Origin of the sequence: Streptomyces sp. NPDC087422, from assembly GCF_044744145.1 — a bacterium.
GTDB lineage: Bacteria > Actinomycetota > Actinomycetes > Streptomycetales > Streptomycetaceae > Actinacidiphila.
Genome location: NZ_JBIUXT010000001.1, coordinates 700,660 through 719,123 on the forward strand (window position 1 = coordinate 700,660; position 18,464 = coordinate 719,123).

The 18,464-nt window shown below is 73.0% G+C and carries 15 protein-coding genes and 1 tRNA gene; 7 read left to right on the top strand and 9 right to left on the bottom strand.

The window, feature by feature from the left end; genetic code table 11:
* Nucleotides 1-3: 3 nt before the first annotated feature.
* Complete coding sequence (locus ACIO6U_RS03315; RefSeq protein ID WP_401715220.1) at nucleotides 4-2,070, bottom strand: DHA2 family efflux MFS transporter permease subunit; 2,067 nt, start codon at nucleotides 2,068-2,070, stop codon at nucleotides 4-6.
* A 183-nt stretch (nucleotides 2,071-2,253) separates the two neighbouring features.
* Here ACIO6U_RS03315 and ACIO6U_RS03320 point away from each other — a divergent pair, with 183 nt between their 5' ends.
* The 3 genes from ACIO6U_RS03320 (at nucleotide 2,254) to ACIO6U_RS03330 (ending at nucleotide 5,483) form a co-directional block, all read left to right on the top strand.
* Complete coding sequence (locus ACIO6U_RS03320; RefSeq protein ID WP_401715222.1) at nucleotides 2,254-3,417, top strand: peptidoglycan-binding protein; 1,164 nt, start codon at nucleotides 2,254-2,256, stop codon at nucleotides 3,415-3,417.
* Nucleotides 3,418-4,144: 727 nt separating this feature from the next.
* Nucleotides 4,145-4,723, top strand: coding sequence for a hypothetical protein (locus tag ACIO6U_RS03325; RefSeq protein ID WP_355349998.1), 579 nt, complete (start codon nucleotides 4,145-4,147; stop codon nucleotides 4,721-4,723).
* A gap of 109 nt (nucleotides 4,724-4,832) precedes the next feature.
* Nucleotides 4,833-5,483 carry an HAD-IA family hydrolase gene (locus ACIO6U_RS03330; RefSeq protein WP_355349995.1) on the top strand — a complete coding sequence of 217 codons (651 nt, stop codon included), beginning with the start codon at nucleotides 4,833-4,835 and terminating at the stop codon, nucleotides 5,481-5,483.
* A 154-nt stretch (nucleotides 5,484-5,637) separates the two neighbouring features.
* Here the strand turns inward: ACIO6U_RS03330 and ACIO6U_RS03335 are convergent, their stop codons facing one another.
* Together ACIO6U_RS03335 and ACIO6U_RS03340 are read right to left on the bottom strand one after the other, a co-directional pair.
* Nucleotides 5,638-6,219 (bottom strand): TMEM165/GDT1 family protein, encoded by a 582-nt coding sequence (locus tag ACIO6U_RS03335; RefSeq protein ID WP_355349992.1) that lies wholly within the window; start codon nucleotides 6,217-6,219, stop codon nucleotides 5,638-5,640.
* Between the two features lie 314 nt (nucleotides 6,220-6,533).
* Nucleotides 6,534-7,307 carry an ABC transporter permease gene (locus ACIO6U_RS03340; RefSeq protein WP_401715835.1) on the bottom strand — a complete coding sequence of 258 codons (774 nt, stop codon included), beginning with the start codon at nucleotides 7,305-7,307 and terminating at the stop codon, nucleotides 6,534-6,536.
* Between the two features lie 401 nt (nucleotides 7,308-7,708).
* On the opposite strand from ACIO6U_RS03340, the gene ACIO6U_RS03345 reads away from it, so the two are divergent.
* The gene (locus ACIO6U_RS03345) at nucleotides 7,709-8,389 is read left to right on the top strand and encodes a VTT domain-containing protein (RefSeq protein ID WP_355349989.1); all 681 of its coding nucleotides are present in this window, start codon (nucleotides 7,709-7,711) and stop codon (nucleotides 8,387-8,389) included.
* Nucleotides 8,390-8,467: 78 nt separating this feature from the next.
* Here ACIO6U_RS03345 and ACIO6U_RS03350 read toward each other — a convergent pair whose 3' ends face one another.
* The gene (locus tag ACIO6U_RS03350; protein ID WP_188285091.1) at nucleotides 8,468-8,653 is read right to left on the bottom strand and encodes a hypothetical protein; all 186 of its coding nucleotides are present in this window, start codon (nucleotides 8,651-8,653) and stop codon (nucleotides 8,468-8,470) included.
* Between the two features lie 267 nt (nucleotides 8,654-8,920).
* Here ACIO6U_RS03350 and ACIO6U_RS03355 point away from each other — a divergent pair, with 267 nt between their 5' ends.
* Nucleotides 8,921-10,342, top strand: coding sequence for a family 2B encapsulin nanocompartment shell protein (locus ACIO6U_RS03355; RefSeq protein ID WP_355349985.1), 1,422 nt, complete (start codon nucleotides 8,921-8,923; stop codon nucleotides 10,340-10,342).
* A 112-nt stretch (nucleotides 10,343-10,454) separates the two neighbouring features.
* Here ACIO6U_RS03355 and ACIO6U_RS03360 read toward each other — a convergent pair whose 3' ends face one another.
* Nucleotides 10,455-11,213, bottom strand: a complete 759-nt coding sequence (locus tag ACIO6U_RS03360) for a DUF4239 domain-containing protein (protein ID WP_391116549.1) — start codon at nucleotides 11,211-11,213, stop codon at nucleotides 10,455-10,457.
* 106 nt (nucleotides 11,214-11,319) lie between these two features.
* Between ACIO6U_RS03360 and ACIO6U_RS03365 the strand changes: the two genes are divergently transcribed.
* Nucleotides 11,320-11,553, top strand: coding sequence for a hypothetical protein (locus ACIO6U_RS03365; protein ID WP_355349979.1), 234 nt, complete (start codon nucleotides 11,320-11,322; stop codon nucleotides 11,551-11,553).
* 1,091 nt (nucleotides 11,554-12,644) lie between these two features.
* On the opposite strand, the gene ACIO6U_RS03370 is transcribed toward ACIO6U_RS03365, so the two are convergent.
* The 4 genes from ACIO6U_RS03370 to ACIO6U_RS03385 form a co-directional block, all read right to left on the bottom strand.
* A complete protein-coding gene (locus ACIO6U_RS03370; RefSeq protein WP_401715227.1) occupies nucleotides 12,645-13,907 on the bottom strand; it encodes a sensor histidine kinase in 1,263 nt (420 codons plus the stop codon).
* A gap of 17 nt (nucleotides 13,908-13,924) precedes the next feature.
* A complete protein-coding gene (locus ACIO6U_RS03375; protein ID WP_391047644.1) occupies nucleotides 13,925-15,928 on the bottom strand; it encodes an MMPL family transporter in 2,004 nt (667 codons plus the stop codon).
* A 272-nt stretch (nucleotides 15,929-16,200) separates the two neighbouring features.
* On the bottom strand, nucleotides 16,201-16,752 hold the full coding sequence (locus ACIO6U_RS03380; RefSeq protein ID WP_401715229.1) for a flavoprotein: 552 nt from the start codon (nucleotides 16,750-16,752) through the stop codon (nucleotides 16,201-16,203).
* Nucleotides 16,753-16,892: 140 nt separating this feature from the next.
* A tRNA-Val gene (locus ACIO6U_RS03385) sits at nucleotides 16,893-16,964 on the bottom strand.
* Between the two features lie 149 nt (nucleotides 16,965-17,113).
* Between ACIO6U_RS03385 and ACIO6U_RS03390 the strand changes: the two genes are divergently transcribed.
* Nucleotides 17,114-18,355: a hypothetical protein gene (locus ACIO6U_RS03390; protein ID WP_355349974.1), complete on the top strand. Its 1,242-nt coding sequence runs from the start codon at nucleotides 17,114-17,116 to the stop codon at nucleotides 18,353-18,355.
* Nucleotides 18,356-18,464 lie beyond the last annotated feature (109 nt).

Below are 18,464 nucleotides of genomic sequence, written 5' to 3' on the forward strand. Positions count from 1 at the left end.
CCCTCAGGCCGGAGGCGTACCGCCGGCCGCCGGCTGGTGCCGCGTACGGCCCTCGGGGCGGTCCCCGTCGCCGCCGCACAGTTCGCCGCTCAGCTTCGTGACCAGGGCGGCCAGGTCGGCGTGGGCGGCCGGGTCCCAGTCGCCGAGCAGATCGGCGAGGACCGTGCGCCGCGCCTCGGTCAGGCGTCCGGCCAGCGCGTGTCCGGACGCGGTGAGGACCAGCGGACCGCCGTCGCGTACGGCGAAGCCGCGGGACAGCGACTCGTCGGCCGCCGCCTCGATGACCTCGGCGGGCACGGTGGTACGGGCGGCCAGCTCGACCGGGTCGCCCTCGCCGTCGTGGGCCAGCCGCAACAGCAGCCAGCTCGTGGCGGGGTGGATGTCGAGCCCGGCCAGACCGGTGATCCGGGTGTAGAGGTCGCGGCGGGCTTCCCGGCTGCCGAGCAGCGAAAGGCAGCGGGCGATCTCGTCGAGCGAGGACCGCTCCACCGGGTTGGTGCCGAGCGTCTCGCTGGCGTCCGGCACGGTCACCGTGCCCCGCAGCGGCTGCTCCTTGAGCAGCCACGCCAGCAGGAAGCCGACCAGCACGATCGGCACCGCCCACAGGAAGACGGTGGTGATCGAGTTCGAATACGCGTGCAGCACGGGCCCCTTGACGGCCGCGGGCAGCTTGCCGACCGCCGTCGGGTCGGCCTGGAACTGCGCCGGATTGACCCCGGCGGGCAGCGACTTGCCCGCGAAGGCCGATGTCAGCTCGTCGGAAAGGCGGTTGGCGAAGATCGTGCCGAACAGCGAGACGCCGAAGGACGCGCCGATGGAGCGGAAGAAGGTGGCGCCCGAGGTGGCCGAGCCCAGGTCCTCGTACCCGACGGCGTTCTGCACGGCCAGCACCAGCACCTGCATCACCAGGCCGAGACCGAGGCCGAAGACCAGGAAGTACAGGCTCATCACCCAGGTGCTGGTCGTCTCGTCCAGGGTGTGCAGCAGGACGAGTCCGACGGCGATGACGCCGGTGCCCGCGATCGGGAAGACCTTGTAGTGGCCGGTGCGGCTGACGATCTGTCCCGACACCGTGGACGACAGCAGCATGCCGATCACCATCGGGATCATGTGCACGCCGGACAGCGTGGGCGAGAAGCCGTGCACGACCTGGAGGAAGGTCGGCAGGAACGTCATCGCGCCGAACATCGCGAAGCCGATGATGAAGGAGATCACCGAGCAGAGCAGGAACGTACGGTTGCGGAACAGCTTCGGCGGCAGCACCGGCTCCTGCGCACGGCGCTCGATCGCCACGAACAGCGCGATGAGGACGACTCCGGCGACCGCGAGGCCGATGATCCCGGCCGAACTCCACGCCCATGTGGTGCCGCCGAGCGAGGTCATCAGCACCAGGCAGGTCGCCGCGGCGGCGATCACCGCCATGCCGAGGTAGTCGATCCGGTGGGCCGTACGGCGGACCGGGATGTGCAGCACCGCGGCGATCACGGCGAGCGCGATGATCCCGATGGGGAGGTTGATGTAGAACACCCAGCGCCAGGAGAGCTGCTCGGTGAACACCCCGCCCAGCAGCGGCCCGAGGACGCTCGCCGCGCCGAACACCCCGCCGAACACGCCCTGGTAGCGACCGCGGTCGCGCGGCGGCACGATGTCGCCGACGATGGCCATCGACAGCACGATCAACCCGCCGCCGCCCAGGCCCTGGAGGGCCCGGAAGGCGATCAACTCGCCCATGTTCTGGGCGATTCCGCAGAGCACGGAACCAATCAGGAAGATCACGATGACGGTCTGGAAGAGCCGCTTCCTGCCGTACATGTCGCCGAGCTTGCCCCACAGCGGGGTGGCCGCGGTCGACGCCAGCAGATAGGCCGTCACCACCCACGACAGGTGGTCGATGCCGCCCAGTTCGCTGACGATCGTGGGCAGCGCGGTGGACACGATGGTCTGGTCGAGGGCGGCCAGCAGCATGCCGAGCGCCAGGGCGCTGATCGCGATCCGCACCGCTCGCTTGTCCTGGTGCTGCCCCGGCTCTGCCGCCGCCGGGCCCGCGGCGGTCGTGGTGTCCTGGGCCATGGAACGGCTCCTCGCGTCATCCCCCGACGGTCGGAACCTTATATTCCCACCATTTGTACGACTTTGGCCTCCGATACTCGCCCACTTGTGCGGTCAGCGGGCTGCGCTCGCCGCCGGAGGTCGGCATAATCGGCACGTCTTTGCGAATATGCGAAATGCGAACGACGGCCGGGAGGGGAACCAGTGGCGCCGCAGCCGGACGCTGCCCGCGAGGTGGACGCCGAGGCGTCCTCGGCGGGGATACCGGTCGTGCCCGGGGTGCCGCACGCTTCGCCCGAGGTGACCGCCCCGCGGCCGACGCCGCCGCCGAGCGAGCTGGTGCCGCCGGGAGCCCTGGTCACCTGGGACGACTCGGCCGAGCCGGGCCCGCCCGGCCTCCCCGGCGAGCAGGACGAGGGCGGGGAGACGCGGGCGGCGGAGCGTTCCGCCGCGCGGGCCGCCGCGCTCGCCGCCACCGAGGGCTTCCACCCGCTGCGGATGCGCCCCTACGTCGCCGAGCCGGACGGCGAGGCGGGCGAGACGACCGTACGGCCGCTGCTGGCGCCCGGCGACGGCGGTCCCGAGACCGCCGATGTCGGGCTGTTCGCCGCGCTGTACTCCGGCGTGGAGTACGCGCCGCGGGGGGACGCCGAGGCCGGGACCCCGGCCGCGTTCGCCGGGGCGGCGGCCGGGACGGGGCTGTACCAGGACCGGGGCAGGCACCGGCGCCGCAGACGGGGCCTGGTGGTGGCCGCGGCCGCGGTCGCCGCCTCCGCGCTGGCCGCGGGCGCCGTCGCCGTCACCGGACAGGTCATGGGCGACGAGCCGCGCACCGACCGGGCGCTGCCGCCGGACCGGACGTCCTCGATGCCGGACGTCGAGCTGCCGACGGAGTCCACCGCCGTCGTGGGCACCGTGGCCGTCGGCGCCCCGCGCCACACGCCCGCGCCGACCACGACCTCCGCCGCGCCGGTGGTGCCCGAGACCGCCATGGCGCCGCCGTCCCCTTCTACGACGGCTCCCGCCGCCACCGGCTCCACGCCGTCGGCCCCCGCCGCGCCCGCCACCACCGGCTCCACGCCGTCCGCCCCCACCGCACCGGCCGACCCGGCCCCCACCACGCCCCCCGTCACCCCGACCTCCCCCGCCTCCAAGATCCTCCAGCTCGGCGACACCGGCGCCGCCGTCTCCGATCTCCAGCAGCGGCTCCGCGACGTGTGGGTCTACCACGGCCACGTCAACGGCTCCTACGACCAAGGGGTTCGCGAGGCCGTCGCCATGTTCCAGATCTGGTACGGCGTCCGCGGCGACCCCATCGGCGTCTACGGCCCCCAAACCCGCACCACCCTCGAACACCAAACCAGCTAGCGCCGCTTTCCGAAGCGTGGGCGCCCCCGCAAGACCCCGGGCTCCGCCCCGACGCTCCCGCACCTCACCACCCGCCCCAGCGGGGCAGACCGGTAATCCCCGGACCACCGGCCGGTGGGGGCTGGCCGCGCCGTTCCCCGCGCCCCTAAAGGGGCGCACCCACTTTCGCCCAGGCGGCGAGCCGATCTTTCAAGGGGCGCGGGGCTGTGTTTAATCTGCGGCTGCCGCCGCGTGGGCGCGCTCAGCCACGACGCTCCCGCACCTCACCACCCGCCCCAGCGGGGCAGACCGGTAATCCCCGGACCACCGGCCGGTGGTGGGTTACCCGCGCCGTTCCCCGCGCCCCTAACGGGGCACACCCACTTCCGCCCAGGCGGCGGGAGGACCTGGTTTTTAGGGGCGCGGGGAACTGCGCCACCAGCCACGACGCTCCCGCACCTCACCACCCGCCCCGGCGGGGCAGACCGGTTGTCCCCGGACCACCGGCCGGTGGTGGGTTACCCGCGCCGTTCCCCGCGCCCCTGACGGGGCCCACCCCCTTTCGCCCGGACGGCAAGCCGATCCTTTAAGGGGCGCGGGGAACTGCGCCGCCAGCCACGACGCTCCCGCACCTCACCACCCGCCCCGGCGGGGCAGACCGGTTGTCCCCGGACCACCGGCCGGTGAGGGCTGGCCGGGCGGGCGAGGGCGGCGCCCCGCCGGGGGGTGGAGGTTCTAGGGTCGAGGGATGGTCACACAAGCGTTCGGGGTCGCGGAGTTCCAGCTGGTGCTGCTGCGAAGAATGGCGGACCACCAACCGGAATTGGTGGACGAGGCGCTCCGGTCGCTGGGAGCGACACACGCCCAGGCGCGCGAGGCGCACAAGAGGTGGCAGGCGAGAGTCCACTCGCGCACGTTCCCGACCGGTGAGCGGAGGTACAGGACGGCGCTGGGCCCTCCGGAGACGGAGGAGGAGCGGCGGATCGGCGACCTGACGTGCCGGGCCCTGCGCTGGCCGACGCCCCTGTGGCCGGACCTGAGATTCGAGGTGCTGTGCGCACCGGGCGGCGGCTCGGCGGTGTGGAACGAGTGGCTGGTACGGGCCCCGGAAGCGCCCGCGCCAAGGCTGCGGGAGGTGGCCGACCTGACGCCGTGGTCGTGCACGGTGGACGACGCGGCCAGGGCCTTCCCGCCCGCGGAACCGCTGCCGCCGGACGCGCCGAGCCGTACCCGCGTGGCGCTGACACCGCCCGGCGGCGGCGCGAGGGTGGTCGCGCACTTCACATGGGGCCTGTTGCAGTACGTGGACCAGGGGGACTGGCGCTGAGCGCCCCACTTTTGTACCGTGAGGGAACAAAGTGGTTCCGCCCGCTTCCCTGACCGGCGGGCGGAACCACGTTGCCGTTGATCACCGATGTGCCGAGGAGCCCCAGAACATGCCCGTCCTCTCCGCGAAAGCCCTGCTGCTGGACATGGACGGAACGCTGGTGAATTCGGACGCCGTCGTGGAGCGCTGCTGGCGCGCCTGGGCCGGCCGCCACGGCCTGGACGCCGACGCGGTGCTGAAGGTCGTGCACGGCCGCCAGGGCCACGCGACGATGGCCGTCCTGCTCCCCGACCGCCCGATGGCAGAGAACTACGCGGAGAACGCGCTGATGCTCGCCGAGGAGACCGCCGACACCGACGGTGTCGTGCAGGTGCCCGGTGCCACCGCCTTCCTGGCCTCGCTCGACGGCCGCCCGCACGCGCTGGTGACCTCGGCGAGCGAGGAACTGGCCACGACCAGGATGGCCGCCGCGGGCCTGCCGCTGCCGCCCGTCATGGTGACCGCGGAGCGGGTGAGCGCGAGCAAGCCGGACCCCGAGGGCTTTCTGAAGGGCGCGGCGGAGCTGGGCTTCGCGCCCGAGGACTGCGTGGTGTTCGAGGACGCCGAGGTCGGCATCGCGGCGGCGCGGGCCGCCGGAATGCGCGTGATCGGCGTCGGCCCGCGCGCCGCGGTCCACGCGCCCACCGCGCACGTCGACTCACTGGAGCGGGTGCGGGTCGAGGCCGTCGCGGACGGCGGCCTCCGTATCGTCGTCGACTGAGACGTACGGACGCGTCGTACGGACGCAACGTACAGCCGAGACGCCCGCATGAGACGCACGCGCGAGCCGTAAGGCCGTACGTGGACGCGTGAGAACGAACGGGCCGGACCCTCTTCAGGGTCCGGCCCGCCGTGCCGTACGGCCCCGCGGAACGTCAGCCCGCGGCGGCCTCGTACAGGCTGAATCCGGCGAGCACCACCATCACAGCTGCCGCGATCTTCGTGATCAGCGCCAGCGGCACCCGCTTCATGAGCAGCCGCCCGCCGAAGATGCCCAGGGCCGCGACCGCCCACAGGCCGAGGACGGCGCCGATGCCGACCGAGACCGGGTCGTCGTAGCGGGCGGCGAGGTTGGCGGTCATGATCTGCGTCAGGTCACCGAATTCGGCGACCAGGATGAGCATGAAGCCGGTGCCCGAGACCTTCCAGAAGCTCTGGTTGGCGGGCTCGCGCACCTCCTCCTCGTCGTCGCCCTTGGAGAAGAGCAGCATGGCCGCGCCGCCGAGGAAGAGCAGTCCGACCACGCCCTGGACCCAGCGGTGCGGCAGCAGGGTGAGCAGGCTGCCCGCGGCGATGGCGAGGGCGACGTGGACGACGAAGGCGGCGGCGACGCCCACGAAGACGTACGAGGCGCGGTAGCGGGTGCCGAGCATGAGCCCGGCGAGCGCGGTCTTGTCGGGGAGTTCGGCAAGGAAGATCACGCCGAAGACGACGGCGATGACGGTCAGGCTGAGCACGGGGTCTGGTCCTCAATCGGTCGGGCGCCGCACCGAGAGATCCAGGGGAACGTCAAGCCGTATCTGAGATCGCTTCGGCACGGCAGCGTCGGAACACTGCGGCCGAAGGTCTCGCTGGCGGGCTGTACGCGCATCGCGCGGCACATCCGCCTCCGGGCGCCGGCTCAGAACAGCGAACTGCGGCTGAACTGAGCAGTATGTCGACGGTCCGGCGAAGAGCTACTCCCCTTCTGCTCCGACGAGTCTACGCGACGCCCGAACGGGGTACCGCACCGCGCGGTCGCGGGGCCAGGTCCCCCGGTCCGAAGGCCCGGTCACAGGGCCGGAACGCGGGTAATGCGGCCCCGCGCGACCAGTTCCAGGACGACGGAGACCGCGACCGCCTGGACGGCCATCAGCGCGATGAGGACGAAGAACTGCACGGCACCGGCCGACACGGGGCTCGCGCCGCCCAGCAGCATGCCCACGAAGGCGCCGGGCAGGGTCACCAGGCCCACCGTCCTGGTCTGGTCGAGTCCGGGGACCAGCGCCCCGGAGGCGGCCGGTCTGGCGATCTCCAGGCGCGCGTCGCGGTCGGAGAAGCCCAGCGCCATCGCGGCCTCCACCTCGCCCGCGCGCAGCTTCAGCTCCTCCAGGGCGCGCCGCCCGCCGAGCACGGTGGCGGTGAGCGCGCCGCCGATGAGGATTCCGGCCACGGGGATGAGCGCGATCCCGTCGATCGGCACCAAGCCGGTCAGCACGAGCACGACGACCACCGGCAGCGCGCCCGCCGCGACGGGCACCGCGGCCCACCACCAGGTGCGGTTGCGGGTGATGCGGCGCCCCGCGGTCCGCGACGCGACCGCGAACATCAGCGCCACGAAGCCCAGCAGTGCCGCCTGGTGCTTGACGACCCAGCCGATGAGGGCGGCGACCACCGCGAGCTGTACGGCCGCCCTGAGGCCCGCCAGGGCGATGCCGCGCGCGTAGTTGTCGTGCTCGTCGGCGAGCCTGGCGTACGCGGCGACCCCGGCGGCCGCCACGAGCAGCGCGGCGAGAACGACGCCGAGGGTCTTGTCGACCGGCAGCAGGGAGGAATTCGAGGCCAGCGACGTGGACAGCGTCTCGTGGGTGGACACTGGAGGAGCGGGTGCGGAAGCCACAGCGTCACTGTAGGCGGGCGCCCGCCCGGCGCCCCCGCCGATTCCCGCGCGGATCGTACGGATTTCCGATCAGTTCTCTGATCAGCGATGAACGGTCCCGGCGGAAAGTATTCTCGTAGTGATGTCTACTACGTCACGTGCCCTCGCCGGTTCCGGCGGTGCCCCTTGGCGTACGCTGTACGGCTGACGGTGGATGAAGATCTTCGACCACCGGACAGCACCCCTTCAGGACCCGGTTCGACGAGGCGGAACGCCGACGGAGAGCCGGACAGCACGGCAAGTACGAGGTGCCCGGCATCAGACGGGCGCTCCACGGGTACGAATTCGGCCAAGGACGAGGAGGCGCGGTGCTGCAAGGCCTGGGCTCCCTTTTCGACTGGCCCTGGATCTACGTGCTCGTGGCGAGTTCCGTGATCCTCGACGTCTTCGTGCCGGTCCTGCCGAGCGGTGTGCTGGTGATCAGTGCCGCCACCGCCGGGACCGCCAGCTCACGCGACGACATGCTCGACGTCTTCGCGCTGCTGGTGTGCGCCGCCGTCGCGTCCTGCCTCGGCGACCTGCTGGCGTACCGGCTGGCCTTCCGCGGCGGGGACTGGTTCGACCGGAGAGTGGCGTCCTCGCGGCGCCTGGCGGGCGCGCACGAACGGCTCGGACAGGTACTGCACCAGGGCGGCGGCGCCCTGGTGATCCTCGCCCGCTTCGCACCGGCCGGCCGCAGTGTGGTCAGCCTGGGCGCGGGCGCCGCCCGCCGCAGCCCGCGCGAGTTCCTGCCCTGGTCGGCGCTGGCCGGGGTCGCCTGGGCGACGTACAGCGTCGGACTCGGCTGGATCGGCGGCAAGTGGCTGGGCGCGAGCTGGCTCGGCACCCTGATGTCGTTCGTCGCGCTGCTGGGCGCCGGCGCCTTCGCCGCGTACGTCTTCCGCCGGGAGCGCCGCAGCGCGCTGGCCGCGGCGCTGGCCGCCGTGCCGCTCACCATCCCGCCGCAGGTGACGCCCCCGGACCGCGGCTCGGTCGTCGAGGCGCTGTAGCCGCCGCGGCCACCGCGAGCGGTGGTTCCTGACCGCCGCGTGGCCGCCGCCTCACCTCGGGTGCGGTCCCGCACCCGGTCAGCGGCGACGACGCCGTCTGCTGGGGACCGCCCAGCCCGATCCGACGCCCGCCAGGTGCAGTGCGACGAAGACCAGTCCCGCGAGCAGCAGACTGATCGGCGTGAAGCCCGCGTCCGTGCTCGTGCTCGTGGCGTTGATGATGTACGCGATGGCGAAGATGACTGCCCCGATTGCGGCGAACATCCCGGACCTCCTGTAAGCCGGCCCTCGGGGCCGGCGGTGCTCGTGCGGTGCGGCGGCGCCGGGTGGCGTCCCCACCCACCGGTTGCCCCCGAACTCCCCCCTGACGCACACGGGTTCGAGCGCGCGCCGGGTCGCGCGCCCTGTGCGCCCCACCAAAAGCCGCGATCCGGATTTTCGGAAAGTATTCTCACTCGTTTCGGCAATAGGCAGCACTCTGCGTCACGGAAAGAATGAGGCCGTATCACCCGCTTACGGGAAGGACAGCACATGTCGGTTGATGCGGGCCAGGACACCGCACTCGGCAATCCGCACGACGACCAGGCGCGTACGAGTCTGGACACGTCGGCCGCCAGGAATCTGGCGACGACCACCAAGTCCGCCCCGCAGATGCAGGGCATTTCCTCCCGGTGGCTGCTGCGCGTACTGCCCTGGGTGCAGGTCAACGCGGGCACGTACCGGGTGAACCGCCGGCTGAGCTACTCGGTCGGCGACGGGCGCGTGACCTTCGTGAAGACGGGGTCCGAGGTCCGGGTGATCCCGCAGGAGCTGGGCGAGCTGGCCGCGCTGCGCTCGTTCAACGACGTCGGCGCGCTGACCGCGCTGGCGGACCGTTTCGTCCAGCGTGAATTCGCGCCGGGCGAGGTCATCGCCGAAGCCGGGACGCCCGCGGACACCGTCTATCTGCTGGCGCACGGCAAGGTCGAGAAGCTCGGCGAGGGATCGTACGGCGAGCCGACCCGGCTCGGAGTCCTCGCCGACGGCGACCACTTCGGCGACCAGGCACTGCTCGGCGCCGACGGCGAGTGGGAGTACACGGCCCGCGCGGCCACCGTCACCACGGTGCTGGCCCTGCCCCGGCAGGAGCTCGAACCGCTGCTCGGACAGTCAGAGGCGCTGCGCACACACCTGGAGGCGCACCGCGCGATCCCGCGGCAGCGCGTCAACAAGCGCGGTGAGGCCGCGATCGAGCTGGCGTCGGGCCACAAGGGCGAGGAAGCGCTGCCCGGCACCTACGTCGACTACGAGGTCAAGCCGCGCGAGTACGAGCTGAGCGTCGCCCAGACCGTGCTGCGCGTCCACAGCCGTGTCGCGGACCTCTACAACGAGCCGATGAACCAGACCGAGCAGCAACTCAAGCTCACCGTCGAGGCGTTGCGCGAGCGCCAGGAACACGAGCTGATCAACAACCCCGAGTTCGGGCTGCTGCACAACGCGGACTACGACCAGCGCATCCAGCCGCACGCGGGCCCGCCGCTCCCCGACGACCTCGACGAGCTGCTCAGCAGGCGCCGCGGCACCAAGTTCTTCCTCGCCCACCCGCGGGCCATCGCCGCCTTCGGCCGCGAGTGCACCAGGGCGGGCCTCTACCCCGACCCGGTGGAGGTGCACGGCCACACCGTTCCCGGCTGGCGCGGCGTGCCCATCCTGAGCTGCAACAAGATCCCGGTCAGCACCGCCCGTACCAGCGCGATCATCGCGGTCCGCAGCGGCGAGGACAACCAGGGCGTCATCGGTCTCAACCAGACCGGGCTGCCCGACGAGTACGAGCCGGGGCTCAACGTCCGTTTCATGGGTATCGACGACAAGGCGATCATCAGCTACCTCGTCAGCACGTACTTCTCCGCGGCCGTCCTGGTGCCCGACGCGCTCGGCATCCTGGAGAACGTGAACGTGTCCAACTGGCGCTGACCGCACGGCGGTTCTCCTGAAAGCGGCTCCCCTGCCCGGCCTGGCAGGGGAGCCGCTTCGTTGTGTCCGCCGGTCGCGTTCCCGGCCGTGTCCGCCGGGGCGCGCGCCCTGGTCAGCGGCGCAGTACGAGGTCCCGGAAGACGTCGGCGGAGACGGCGAGTCCGCCGCCGAAGGGATCGTCGAGGTCCCAGATCAGGAACAGCAGGAAGGCGATGAGCGCGCTGAACAGACCGGCGAGCAGCAACTCCTTCGGTGAGCGCCGGATCTGGAGGGTGAAGATCAGTCCGACCGTCACCAGCGCGCCGGTGATCAGGCCGAACCACACCATCCCCGGCATCGTCGCGCCCACGCTCTGGCTGCGCGACGTGCGGGCCTCGTCGACGGCGGCGACCTCGTCGACCAGCGGCTGGTACGCCTGGGCGCCGAGGTCGGACGTGGGCGCGTACTGCGAGACGTCCTTGCGGAGCGTGTCGAGCAACGCGTTGCCCCGCGGCTCCAGTTCGCCGTGGTTCTTCATGTACGGCCACTCCTTGTCGGCCACGAACGCCGCGTAGGCGTTCACGTCCGCGCGGATCCGGTCGCGTACGTCAACGGGATACACCTGCGCCCGCGCGCTCACCTCGTGCAACGCCTGTGCCTCGGCGAGGACTTCGGCCTGTGCCCCGCTCCTCCCCTCCCAGACACCGGCGATGGCCAGACCGAGCACGATCGCGTAGACCACGCCGATCATCATGACCATGTACTCGATGACGTCGGGTGTCTCCGACGGATCGTCGTCCGCGTGGACCTTGCGCGTACGCAGGACGACCACGCCGAGGACCACAGCGCAGACCGCGGCCATCGCGATCACCAGCGCCAACCACTGCGACATGCGGAAATCCCCCTTGTTTCACGTTCAGTTGTTCCTGCTGCGACCGGAGTTGGAGCCGGAGGAGCCGGGCCGCAGGACGGCGACGGCCAGCACGGCGGGCACGGTGGTGAGCATCATCGTGATCATCAGCGACCGGCGGTGCTCCTTCGGCGCCGCGACCGGCGCCGGCGCCTTCTCGGGCCAGTGCACCGCCACCGGGGCGGCGGGCGGCGCGGGTTGGGACCGCGGCACCGGCGCGGGAGCCGGTACGGGTGCGGCGGTGGGTACGGGCTGCGGTACGGGTGCGGGCGCCGGGGGCTTCGGCGCGGGTCTGGGACGTGGCGTCACCGCCGCTTTCTGACTCGGCTTGGGAGTCGGGGTCGGAGTGGGTGTCGGCGTGGGCGTGGGGGTCGGAGTCGGTGTCGGGGTCGGTGTGGGCGTGGGCGTAGGAGTCGGGGTGGGGGTGGGAGTCGGCGTGGGGGTCGGTGTCGGGGTAGGGCACGGCTTCGGATGGTGGTGGTGGCGGTGGCAGAGCCACGTCCAGGGCCACTGGTCCGGCCAGTACCCGCACCAGGGCACATACGGGTCGGGGTGGTGGTAACCGGGCCCGTGATGATCGGGCCGGTGCCGTCCGGGGTCGTGGTGCCCGGGGTCGTGGTGATCCGGGTCAGCGTGGTCCGGGCCGTGATGACCGGGGTCGTGCCATACGGGCTCGTGGTGCGTCGGCTGGTGCCGTACGGGCTCGTGGCGGTCGGGCACACGGCTGGGCGCGGGCGAGGTCGTCGGCGCGGCCGTGGGCTCGGGATCGGTCCTGTGGGTGGGAACAGACGTGGGCGCGGCCGTACGCGTCGGTTCGGGCGCGGGCGCGGGTGTGGTCGTGGGAGCGGGATTGGGTGTGGGTGCCCGGGTGGGCGGGGACGTGGGACCGGGATCGGGCCGGGAGGGCCGCGTCCGTGTCGGTGCGGGTGTGGGTGTCGACGTCCGGGTCGGTTCCGGACCGGGCGACGCGCGGTGCGACGGCGCGGGCGACGGGGCCTCGGACGGTACGGGCGACGCGTGGTGCGACGGGTGACGGGACGGCTCGGCGGGGCATGACTCCGCTCTGCCGTGGCCCGCTCCCGCCGGGCACCGCGCGCGCGGCTCGGCCGAGGCCACCGCGCCGAGTCCCCACGATCCTGCCGCCATCGTCACGACAAGCAGCGCCGTCCAACCGCGGACGCGCCTCCCCCTAGAAGTGGTCACCCTTCATGGTCAGCATGCGCGCGGCACGTGCCGACGCTTCCCGCGACCGTTCCCCCAAAGGAGTAACGAAGGCGTCAAACCCTCGATTTTCCGCGCGAATCAGGGCCGCCCGCACCGGCCGCCGCGCGGGCGTGACCGGGCCCGACTCGCAGCGGTTGAGGACCAGTTGGGCGCGGTCGCGGGTGCCGGTCCCCCGCGCGGCGGGGCGCGTCAGGCGGGGTCGTGCGGTGCGGCGGCCCCGTCCGTACACGCGTGCGCGCGGGGGGTCAGCGGGAGGTCGGCCGCGACCCGGAATCCGCCTCCGGCGAGGGGGCCCGCCGTCAGGGTGCCGCCGACGCTGCGGACGCGTTCGCGCATGCCGATCAGACCGAAGCCGGGGCCGAGGTCGGGCCCGTGGGCCGGGCTGTCGTGAGGGCGGTCGTGGGGGCCGAGGTGGGAGGTGGGTCCGGGGCCGGGCCGGGGCCCCGTGCCGACGGCCGCCCCGCCGTCGTCGGTGATCTCGACCAGCAGCGAGCCGGGGCCGACGCGCACGGTCACCTCGGCCCGCGCCCCGGCCCCCGCGTGCCGGGTGGTGTTCGTCAGGGCCTCCTGCACGATGCGGTACGCGGCGGCCTCGACGGCGGGCGGGATGTGCGGGTCCGCGCCGCCGGAGGAAGCACCTCGCGCCGTAAGCACGTGGAGCCGGGCCCCGGCCGGGCGGGCGAGGTCCGACAGCGCGGCCAGACCGGGCAACGGCCCCTCGTCGGCGGCCCGTTCGCCGTACCGCAGCACCTCCAGCGTGGTGCGCACCTCGACGCGGGCCGCGCGGCAGGTGTCCGCGATGCCGTCCAGCGCCTTGGACACCGCCGCCCGGTCGAACTCCTCGGGCGCCACCGTCATCACGTGCGCGGCCACCGCCGTCTGCACGCCGATCAGCGTGATGCTGTGCGCGAGCAGGTCGTGCAGGTCACGGGCGATCCGCAGCCGTTCCTCCGCCACCCGCCGGGCCGCCACCTCCTCCCGCGTCCGTTCGGCGCGCTCGGCCCGCTGCGTGGTCGCGGCCACCAACTGGCGGTGCACGCGCACGGTCGCGCCCGCCACCAGCACCGCCGCGATCCAGCCCGAGGTCCGCAGCGTGTCCACCGCTCCCCCGGCGTCCGAGACCCAGTCCGCCGCCACCGTGCCGCCGACGACCACCGTCCCGATGGCCGCCGCCCGCCACACCGGGCTCGTGGCCGCCGCCGTGAACAGCAGCGTCATCGAGCCCAGCACCGGCGCCGCGTGCGGATACCCGAGCGCGTGGTACGGCCCAAGGAACGCGACCGTCACCACCAGCGCGGCCGTCGTGTGCGTCCGCCGCCACAGCAGCGGGATCTGGCACCAGACCAGCAGCGTCCAGCCCAGCGCGTCGGGACGCGTCCCCGGCGTCAGCAGGGCCAGCGGCACCGACAGCGCCGCCAGCCCCGCCGCGAGCGCCGCGTCCTGGCGCGTCACGCGGCGCCCTCGCGGGCTCACCCCCGTTCGCCCGGCGCCGGGCGGCTCAGGGCGCCGGGCCACCAGACCCGGCGGCGCAGCAGCAGCGCGGCCGAGGTCACCAGGAAGGTGCGGACGAGGAAGGTGTCGAGCAGGACGCCGACGGCGATGACGAAGCCGAGTTCCGCGAGCTGGACGAGAGGCATGTTCATCAGGACGGAGAAGGTCGCGGCCAGGACGACACCGGCCGAGGTGATGACGCCGCCCGTGGAGTGGAGTGCGCCGAGGGTGGCTTCGCGTGGGCCTGCGCCGTTGAGCGCCTCTTCGCGCATGCGGTGCATGAGGAAGATGCCGTAGTCGACGCCGAGGGCGACGAGGAAGACGAAGGAGAGCAGCGCGAGTCCTGGATCGGTGCCGTGGAAGCCGAGGACCGGGCCGAAGACGAGGCCGCCGATGCCCAGGGCGGCGCCCCAGACGGCGACGACCGCGACGACGAGCAGCAGCGGCGCGACGAGGGACCGCAGCAGGAGGACGAGGATGAGCAGGACGGCGGCGAGGGTGATCGGGATGACGATGCCGCGGTCGCGCTGGTTGGTGTGCTGGAGGTCGAGCTGCTGGGCGCTGGGGCCGCCGACGTAGGAGCCGGGGAGTCCGGTGCGCAGGGCCTTGATGGTGGCGGTCTCGGCCGCGGTCTGCGGCGGGCCCGCGGTGGTGACGAAGAATTCGCTCCAGCCGTCGGCGGTGCGCCCGGCGCGCACGTCGGTGACGCCTCGGGTGGAGCGGGCGGCGGCCCGCGCGGCCTCGGCGCGGTCGGCGGGCGCGATGACGGCGACGGGACGGCTGCCCTGGTCGGGATAGGCCGCGCCGAGCATCCGCATGGCGGTGATCGCGTCGGGCTCGCTGCTGAACATGTCCTGCTGCTTGACGCTGCCGGGCAGGTTGAGCACGCCGACGGCGAGGGCGCCGAGCAGCAGCACACCGCCGACGAGCACTGCGACCGGCCTGCGGCCGACGCCGTCGCCGATCGCGACGAAGGCGCCGCGCCGCTGCTTCGGCTCGCTGCCGTGGGCGGGGATCAGCGGCCAGAACACGCGGCGGCCGAGGACGACGAGGACGGCGGGCAGCAGCGTCACCATGGCGAGCAGCGCGCAGACGACGCCCACGGCGGCCGTCGGGCCCATGCCCCGGCTGCTGTTGAGGTCCGCGGCCAGCAGGCAGAGCATGCCCGCGGCGACGGTGCCCGCGGAGGCCAGGACCGCGGGCGCGGCTTTGCGCAGGGCGGTGCGCATGGCGTCGTACGGTCGCTCGGTGCGGCGCAGTTCCTCGCGGTAGCGGGCCACGAGCAGCAGCGCGTAGTCCGTGCCGACGCCGAAGACGAGGATGGTCATCACACCGGAGCTCTGGCCGCTGACGGTGACGCCGAACGCCTGGTTGAGGCCGTAGGTGACCGCCATCGACAGCACGTCGGCGGCGCCCGCGCAGATCAGCGGGATCAGCCACAGCACGGGGCTGCGGTAGATGAGGATCAGCAGGACGGCGACGACGAGGACCGTGGTGTAGAGGAGCGGGCCGCCGAGCGCGCTGTAGACCTCGGCGCTGTCGGTGTCCAGGGCACCCTGTCCGCCGACCTTCACCGTCAGCCCAGAGCCGCCCTTGGCGACGTCCCTGACCCCGTCCACGAAGTCGGTTCTGGCCTGGGAGTCCTGGCCCGGCGCCGTGGTCGACATCGGGTACATCAGCGTGGTGCCGTCCTTGGACGGCACGGCCCGCGGGGCGTCCCCGGTGAGCCGGTTCGTACGGGCGATCTCGGCGGTCTGCCGCGCGGCGGTGGCCCGGTCGGCCGCGGTGAGGCCGCCGTCGCGGTGGTAGACCACGACGATGTCGGTCGTCTCGCCGCCGGGCAGCGACGCCTGGATCTTGGCCGCCCGCGTGGAGTCCGCGCTGTTCGGCAGGTAGTCCACGACGCTGTCGCGCTGGACGTCACCGAGCCTGGCGGACAGCGGTATCGCGACCGCCAGCACCCCGACCCACAGCGCGAGCATCAGCCACGGCAGCTTCCGCGCCCGGCCCCCGCCCGCCCCTGCGCCCGGCGGCGCGGCGCCCCCGTCACGTACCCCGCTGACCTGCTCCGCGGTCCTCATCCCGGCCTCCCCTTGCGACGAACGACTGATCGCCTCCATCGTCAAGGCGTGACAGCCACGGAACGTCGCGCCAGCGGCGGACATCGCCGTACCCCCGCGGGCGGTACAGGCCGCGCCGTTACATCCACGGGAGTACGGACGCGGCCCGGTCGGCCGGTGGCCCCGGCCCGGTGTCAGCGCAGGTGATCGGGGAGTGCCGCCTTCGCCGCCTCGAACAGCAGCGGCCAGGGGAAGTCGTCCGGGGCGTCCTGGCCGGGCGGGTGGGGGACGAAGCCGCCCTCGCCGTAGAGGACCCTCACCCCGGCCACGCGCAGTTCGTCGACCGACCGGTCGAAGGCGGGGTGCCGGGCGGTGGCGGTGTTCACGCACGGCATCGTCACCAGGGGGATGCCCTTGCCGATGGCCTCGGCCGCGACGCCGACGACGAAGTGGTCGGTGATCCCGAGCGCCCACTGGTTGATCGTGTTGAAGGTGGCCGGTGCGACGGCGATCACGTCCGCGGGCGGCCAGACGTCCGGCTCACCGGGCTTCTTGTACTTGCTGCGCACCGGGTGTCCGGTCAGCTTCGTCAGCTTCTTCGTCTGGGTGAAGAGCCAGTCGGCGGCGGCGGGCGTCAGACCGAGGCAGACGTCCCACCCGGCTCGTTGCGCGCCCTCGACGACCGAGGCGATATCCAGTACCGGGGGTGCGGCGGAGCCGAACAGATAGAGCACGGGGCGCGTCATGACCCCACCCAACCCCGACCGTGACGGGCCCCGCAACCGCCCCCGGCCGCCGGGCACGGGCCGGGGGCGGCACACGGAGCGGGACAGGGAAGAGGCCCCTGTCCAAGGACGCTGGACAGGGGCCCGGGGGCTTCCGAGGGTGGGCGTGGACGGTTTCGAACCGCCGACATCCGCCTTGTAAGGGCGGCGCTCTACCACTGAGCTACACGCCCTCGGTGAGTTCGACGTCACAGGTTACCCTGCCCTGGGGCGTGATCAGCAACCACGGGGCCGTGGGGACCGGGCGGTGTGTTCGGGGCGGCCTGGTGGGAGGATGGGTCCGACGGTGGTCGGCGGCGATCTGCGGGGAGAGAGTGTCACGGTGACGACGGCACGTTCGTGGTGGCGACGCGGCGACAATCACCGTGCGGAGGCGCAGGCGGCGAAGGACGCCGCGTCACAGGCGTTCTACGAGCTGGACACGGCGCAGCGCGATCTGGAGATCTCGATAGAGACGATCTCGGCGGTGGACGACTCCCCCGAGGCGCGCCGGGCGCTGGCCGGATTCCGGTCGCTGGGCGAGCGCATCGACCAGGTGAGCGCGGCCTACATCAACACCGTGGACGCGCACGACATCGACCGGGACGAGCTGGACGCGGGCACGGCGGCGCGGGCGCGCACCGAGCTGACGAAGGCCAAGGACGAGCTGGACAGGGCCAAGACCGAGCTGGAGCGTTTCTCCGCGGGTCTCGCGCCGCTGCTCGGCAAGGCGGAGACGCAACTCGCCCGGCTGGCGCCCGCCGTGGAGCGGGCCAAGCAGTCGCTGCTGGCGGCGACGAACGCGCTGGACGGGGTCCGCGCGGTCGGGCTGAAGGCGGACGACCTCGCGGCCCGGCTGGCCGCGCTGGCACCCGAGCTGACCAGGCTGAACGAGGGCGCGAGCAAGCACGGCGTGCAGGAGACCGTCCAGCGGGCCGACGACGTGCGCCGCAAGGCGGACGCGGTGCGGACCGAGGCGGAGCGGCTGCCCGAGCAGGCCAGGGAGATGGACAAGCGGCTGGTGTCGCTGCGCACGCGGGTGCAGGCGCTGGCGACGCGGGCCGAGGGCGTGGACCCGGTGCTCAGCGAATTGCGGCGGCGGTTCTCGCTGGCGTGCTGGCAGGACCTCCAGCAGGTGCCCGAGCGGGCCGCGCAGGCGGTACGGCAGGCGGAGACGGCGCTGGCCGAGGCGCGCAAGGCGCGGGACGAGCAGCGCTGGCCGGACGCCACGTCACGGCTGGCGACGGTCAGGGCGCTGATGGACGACGTGGAGGGCGCGGTGTCCGCGGCCGGTGACCGGCTGCGGCAGCTCAACGAGGTGAGCAAGGACCCGAAGGGCGAGGTCGAGAAGACCCGCTTCGCGATCCGGGACGCGCAGCGGCTGGCCATGCAGGGGCGTTCGACGCCGGAGCCGCGGCACGCCCGCCCGCTGGACGACGCGGTGGCGCGCCTCGACCGCGCGGTGGCCGCGCTGGAGGGCAGGCACCCGGACTACTGGGCGTTCCTCACCGAGACCGCAGCGGTGCGCGAGACCGCGAACCGCGTGGTGGCCAACATCCGTGAGGACCGCGCGGCCGGGCGCTGAGCACCCCTGGCCGGTCTCCTGCTCCGGCGACCGGCGGTACGGCCGGACCGGCGTTCGTACGACCGGACCGGCGTTCGTACGACCGGACCGGCATACGTACGATCCGACC

Excerpts from the sequence above, each read along its gene's own strand:
- ACIO6U_RS03380 (WP_401715229.1), bottom strand. The coding sequence starts at position 16,752 with ATGACGCGCCCCGTGCTCTATCTGTTCGGCTCCGCCGCACCCCCGGTA.
- ACIO6U_RS03360 (WP_391116549.1), bottom strand. The coding sequence starts at position 11,213 with ATGTCGCAGTGGTTGGCGCTGGTGATCGCGATGGCCGCGGTCTGCGCT.
- ACIO6U_RS03330 (WP_355349995.1), top strand. The coding sequence starts at position 4,833 with ATGCCCGTCCTCTCCGCGAAAGCCCTGCTGCTGGACATGGACGGAACG.
- ACIO6U_RS03315 (WP_401715220.1), bottom strand. The coding sequence starts at position 2,070 with ATGGCCCAGGACACCACGACCGCCGCGGGCCCGGCGGCGGCAGAGCCG.
- ACIO6U_RS03350 (WP_188285091.1), bottom strand. The coding sequence starts at position 8,653 with ATGTTCGCCGCAATCGGGGCAGTCATCTTCGCCATCGCGTACATCATC.
- ACIO6U_RS03355 (WP_355349985.1), top strand. The coding sequence starts at position 8,921 with ATGTCGGTTGATGCGGGCCAGGACACCGCACTCGGCAATCCGCACGAC.
- ACIO6U_RS03325 (WP_355349998.1), top strand. The coding sequence starts at position 4,145 with ATGGTCACACAAGCGTTCGGGGTCGCGGAGTTCCAGCTGGTGCTGCTG.
- ACIO6U_RS03375 (WP_391047644.1), bottom strand. The coding sequence starts at position 15,928 with ATGCTCGCGCTGTGGGTCGGGGTGCTGGCGGTCGCGATACCGCTGTCC.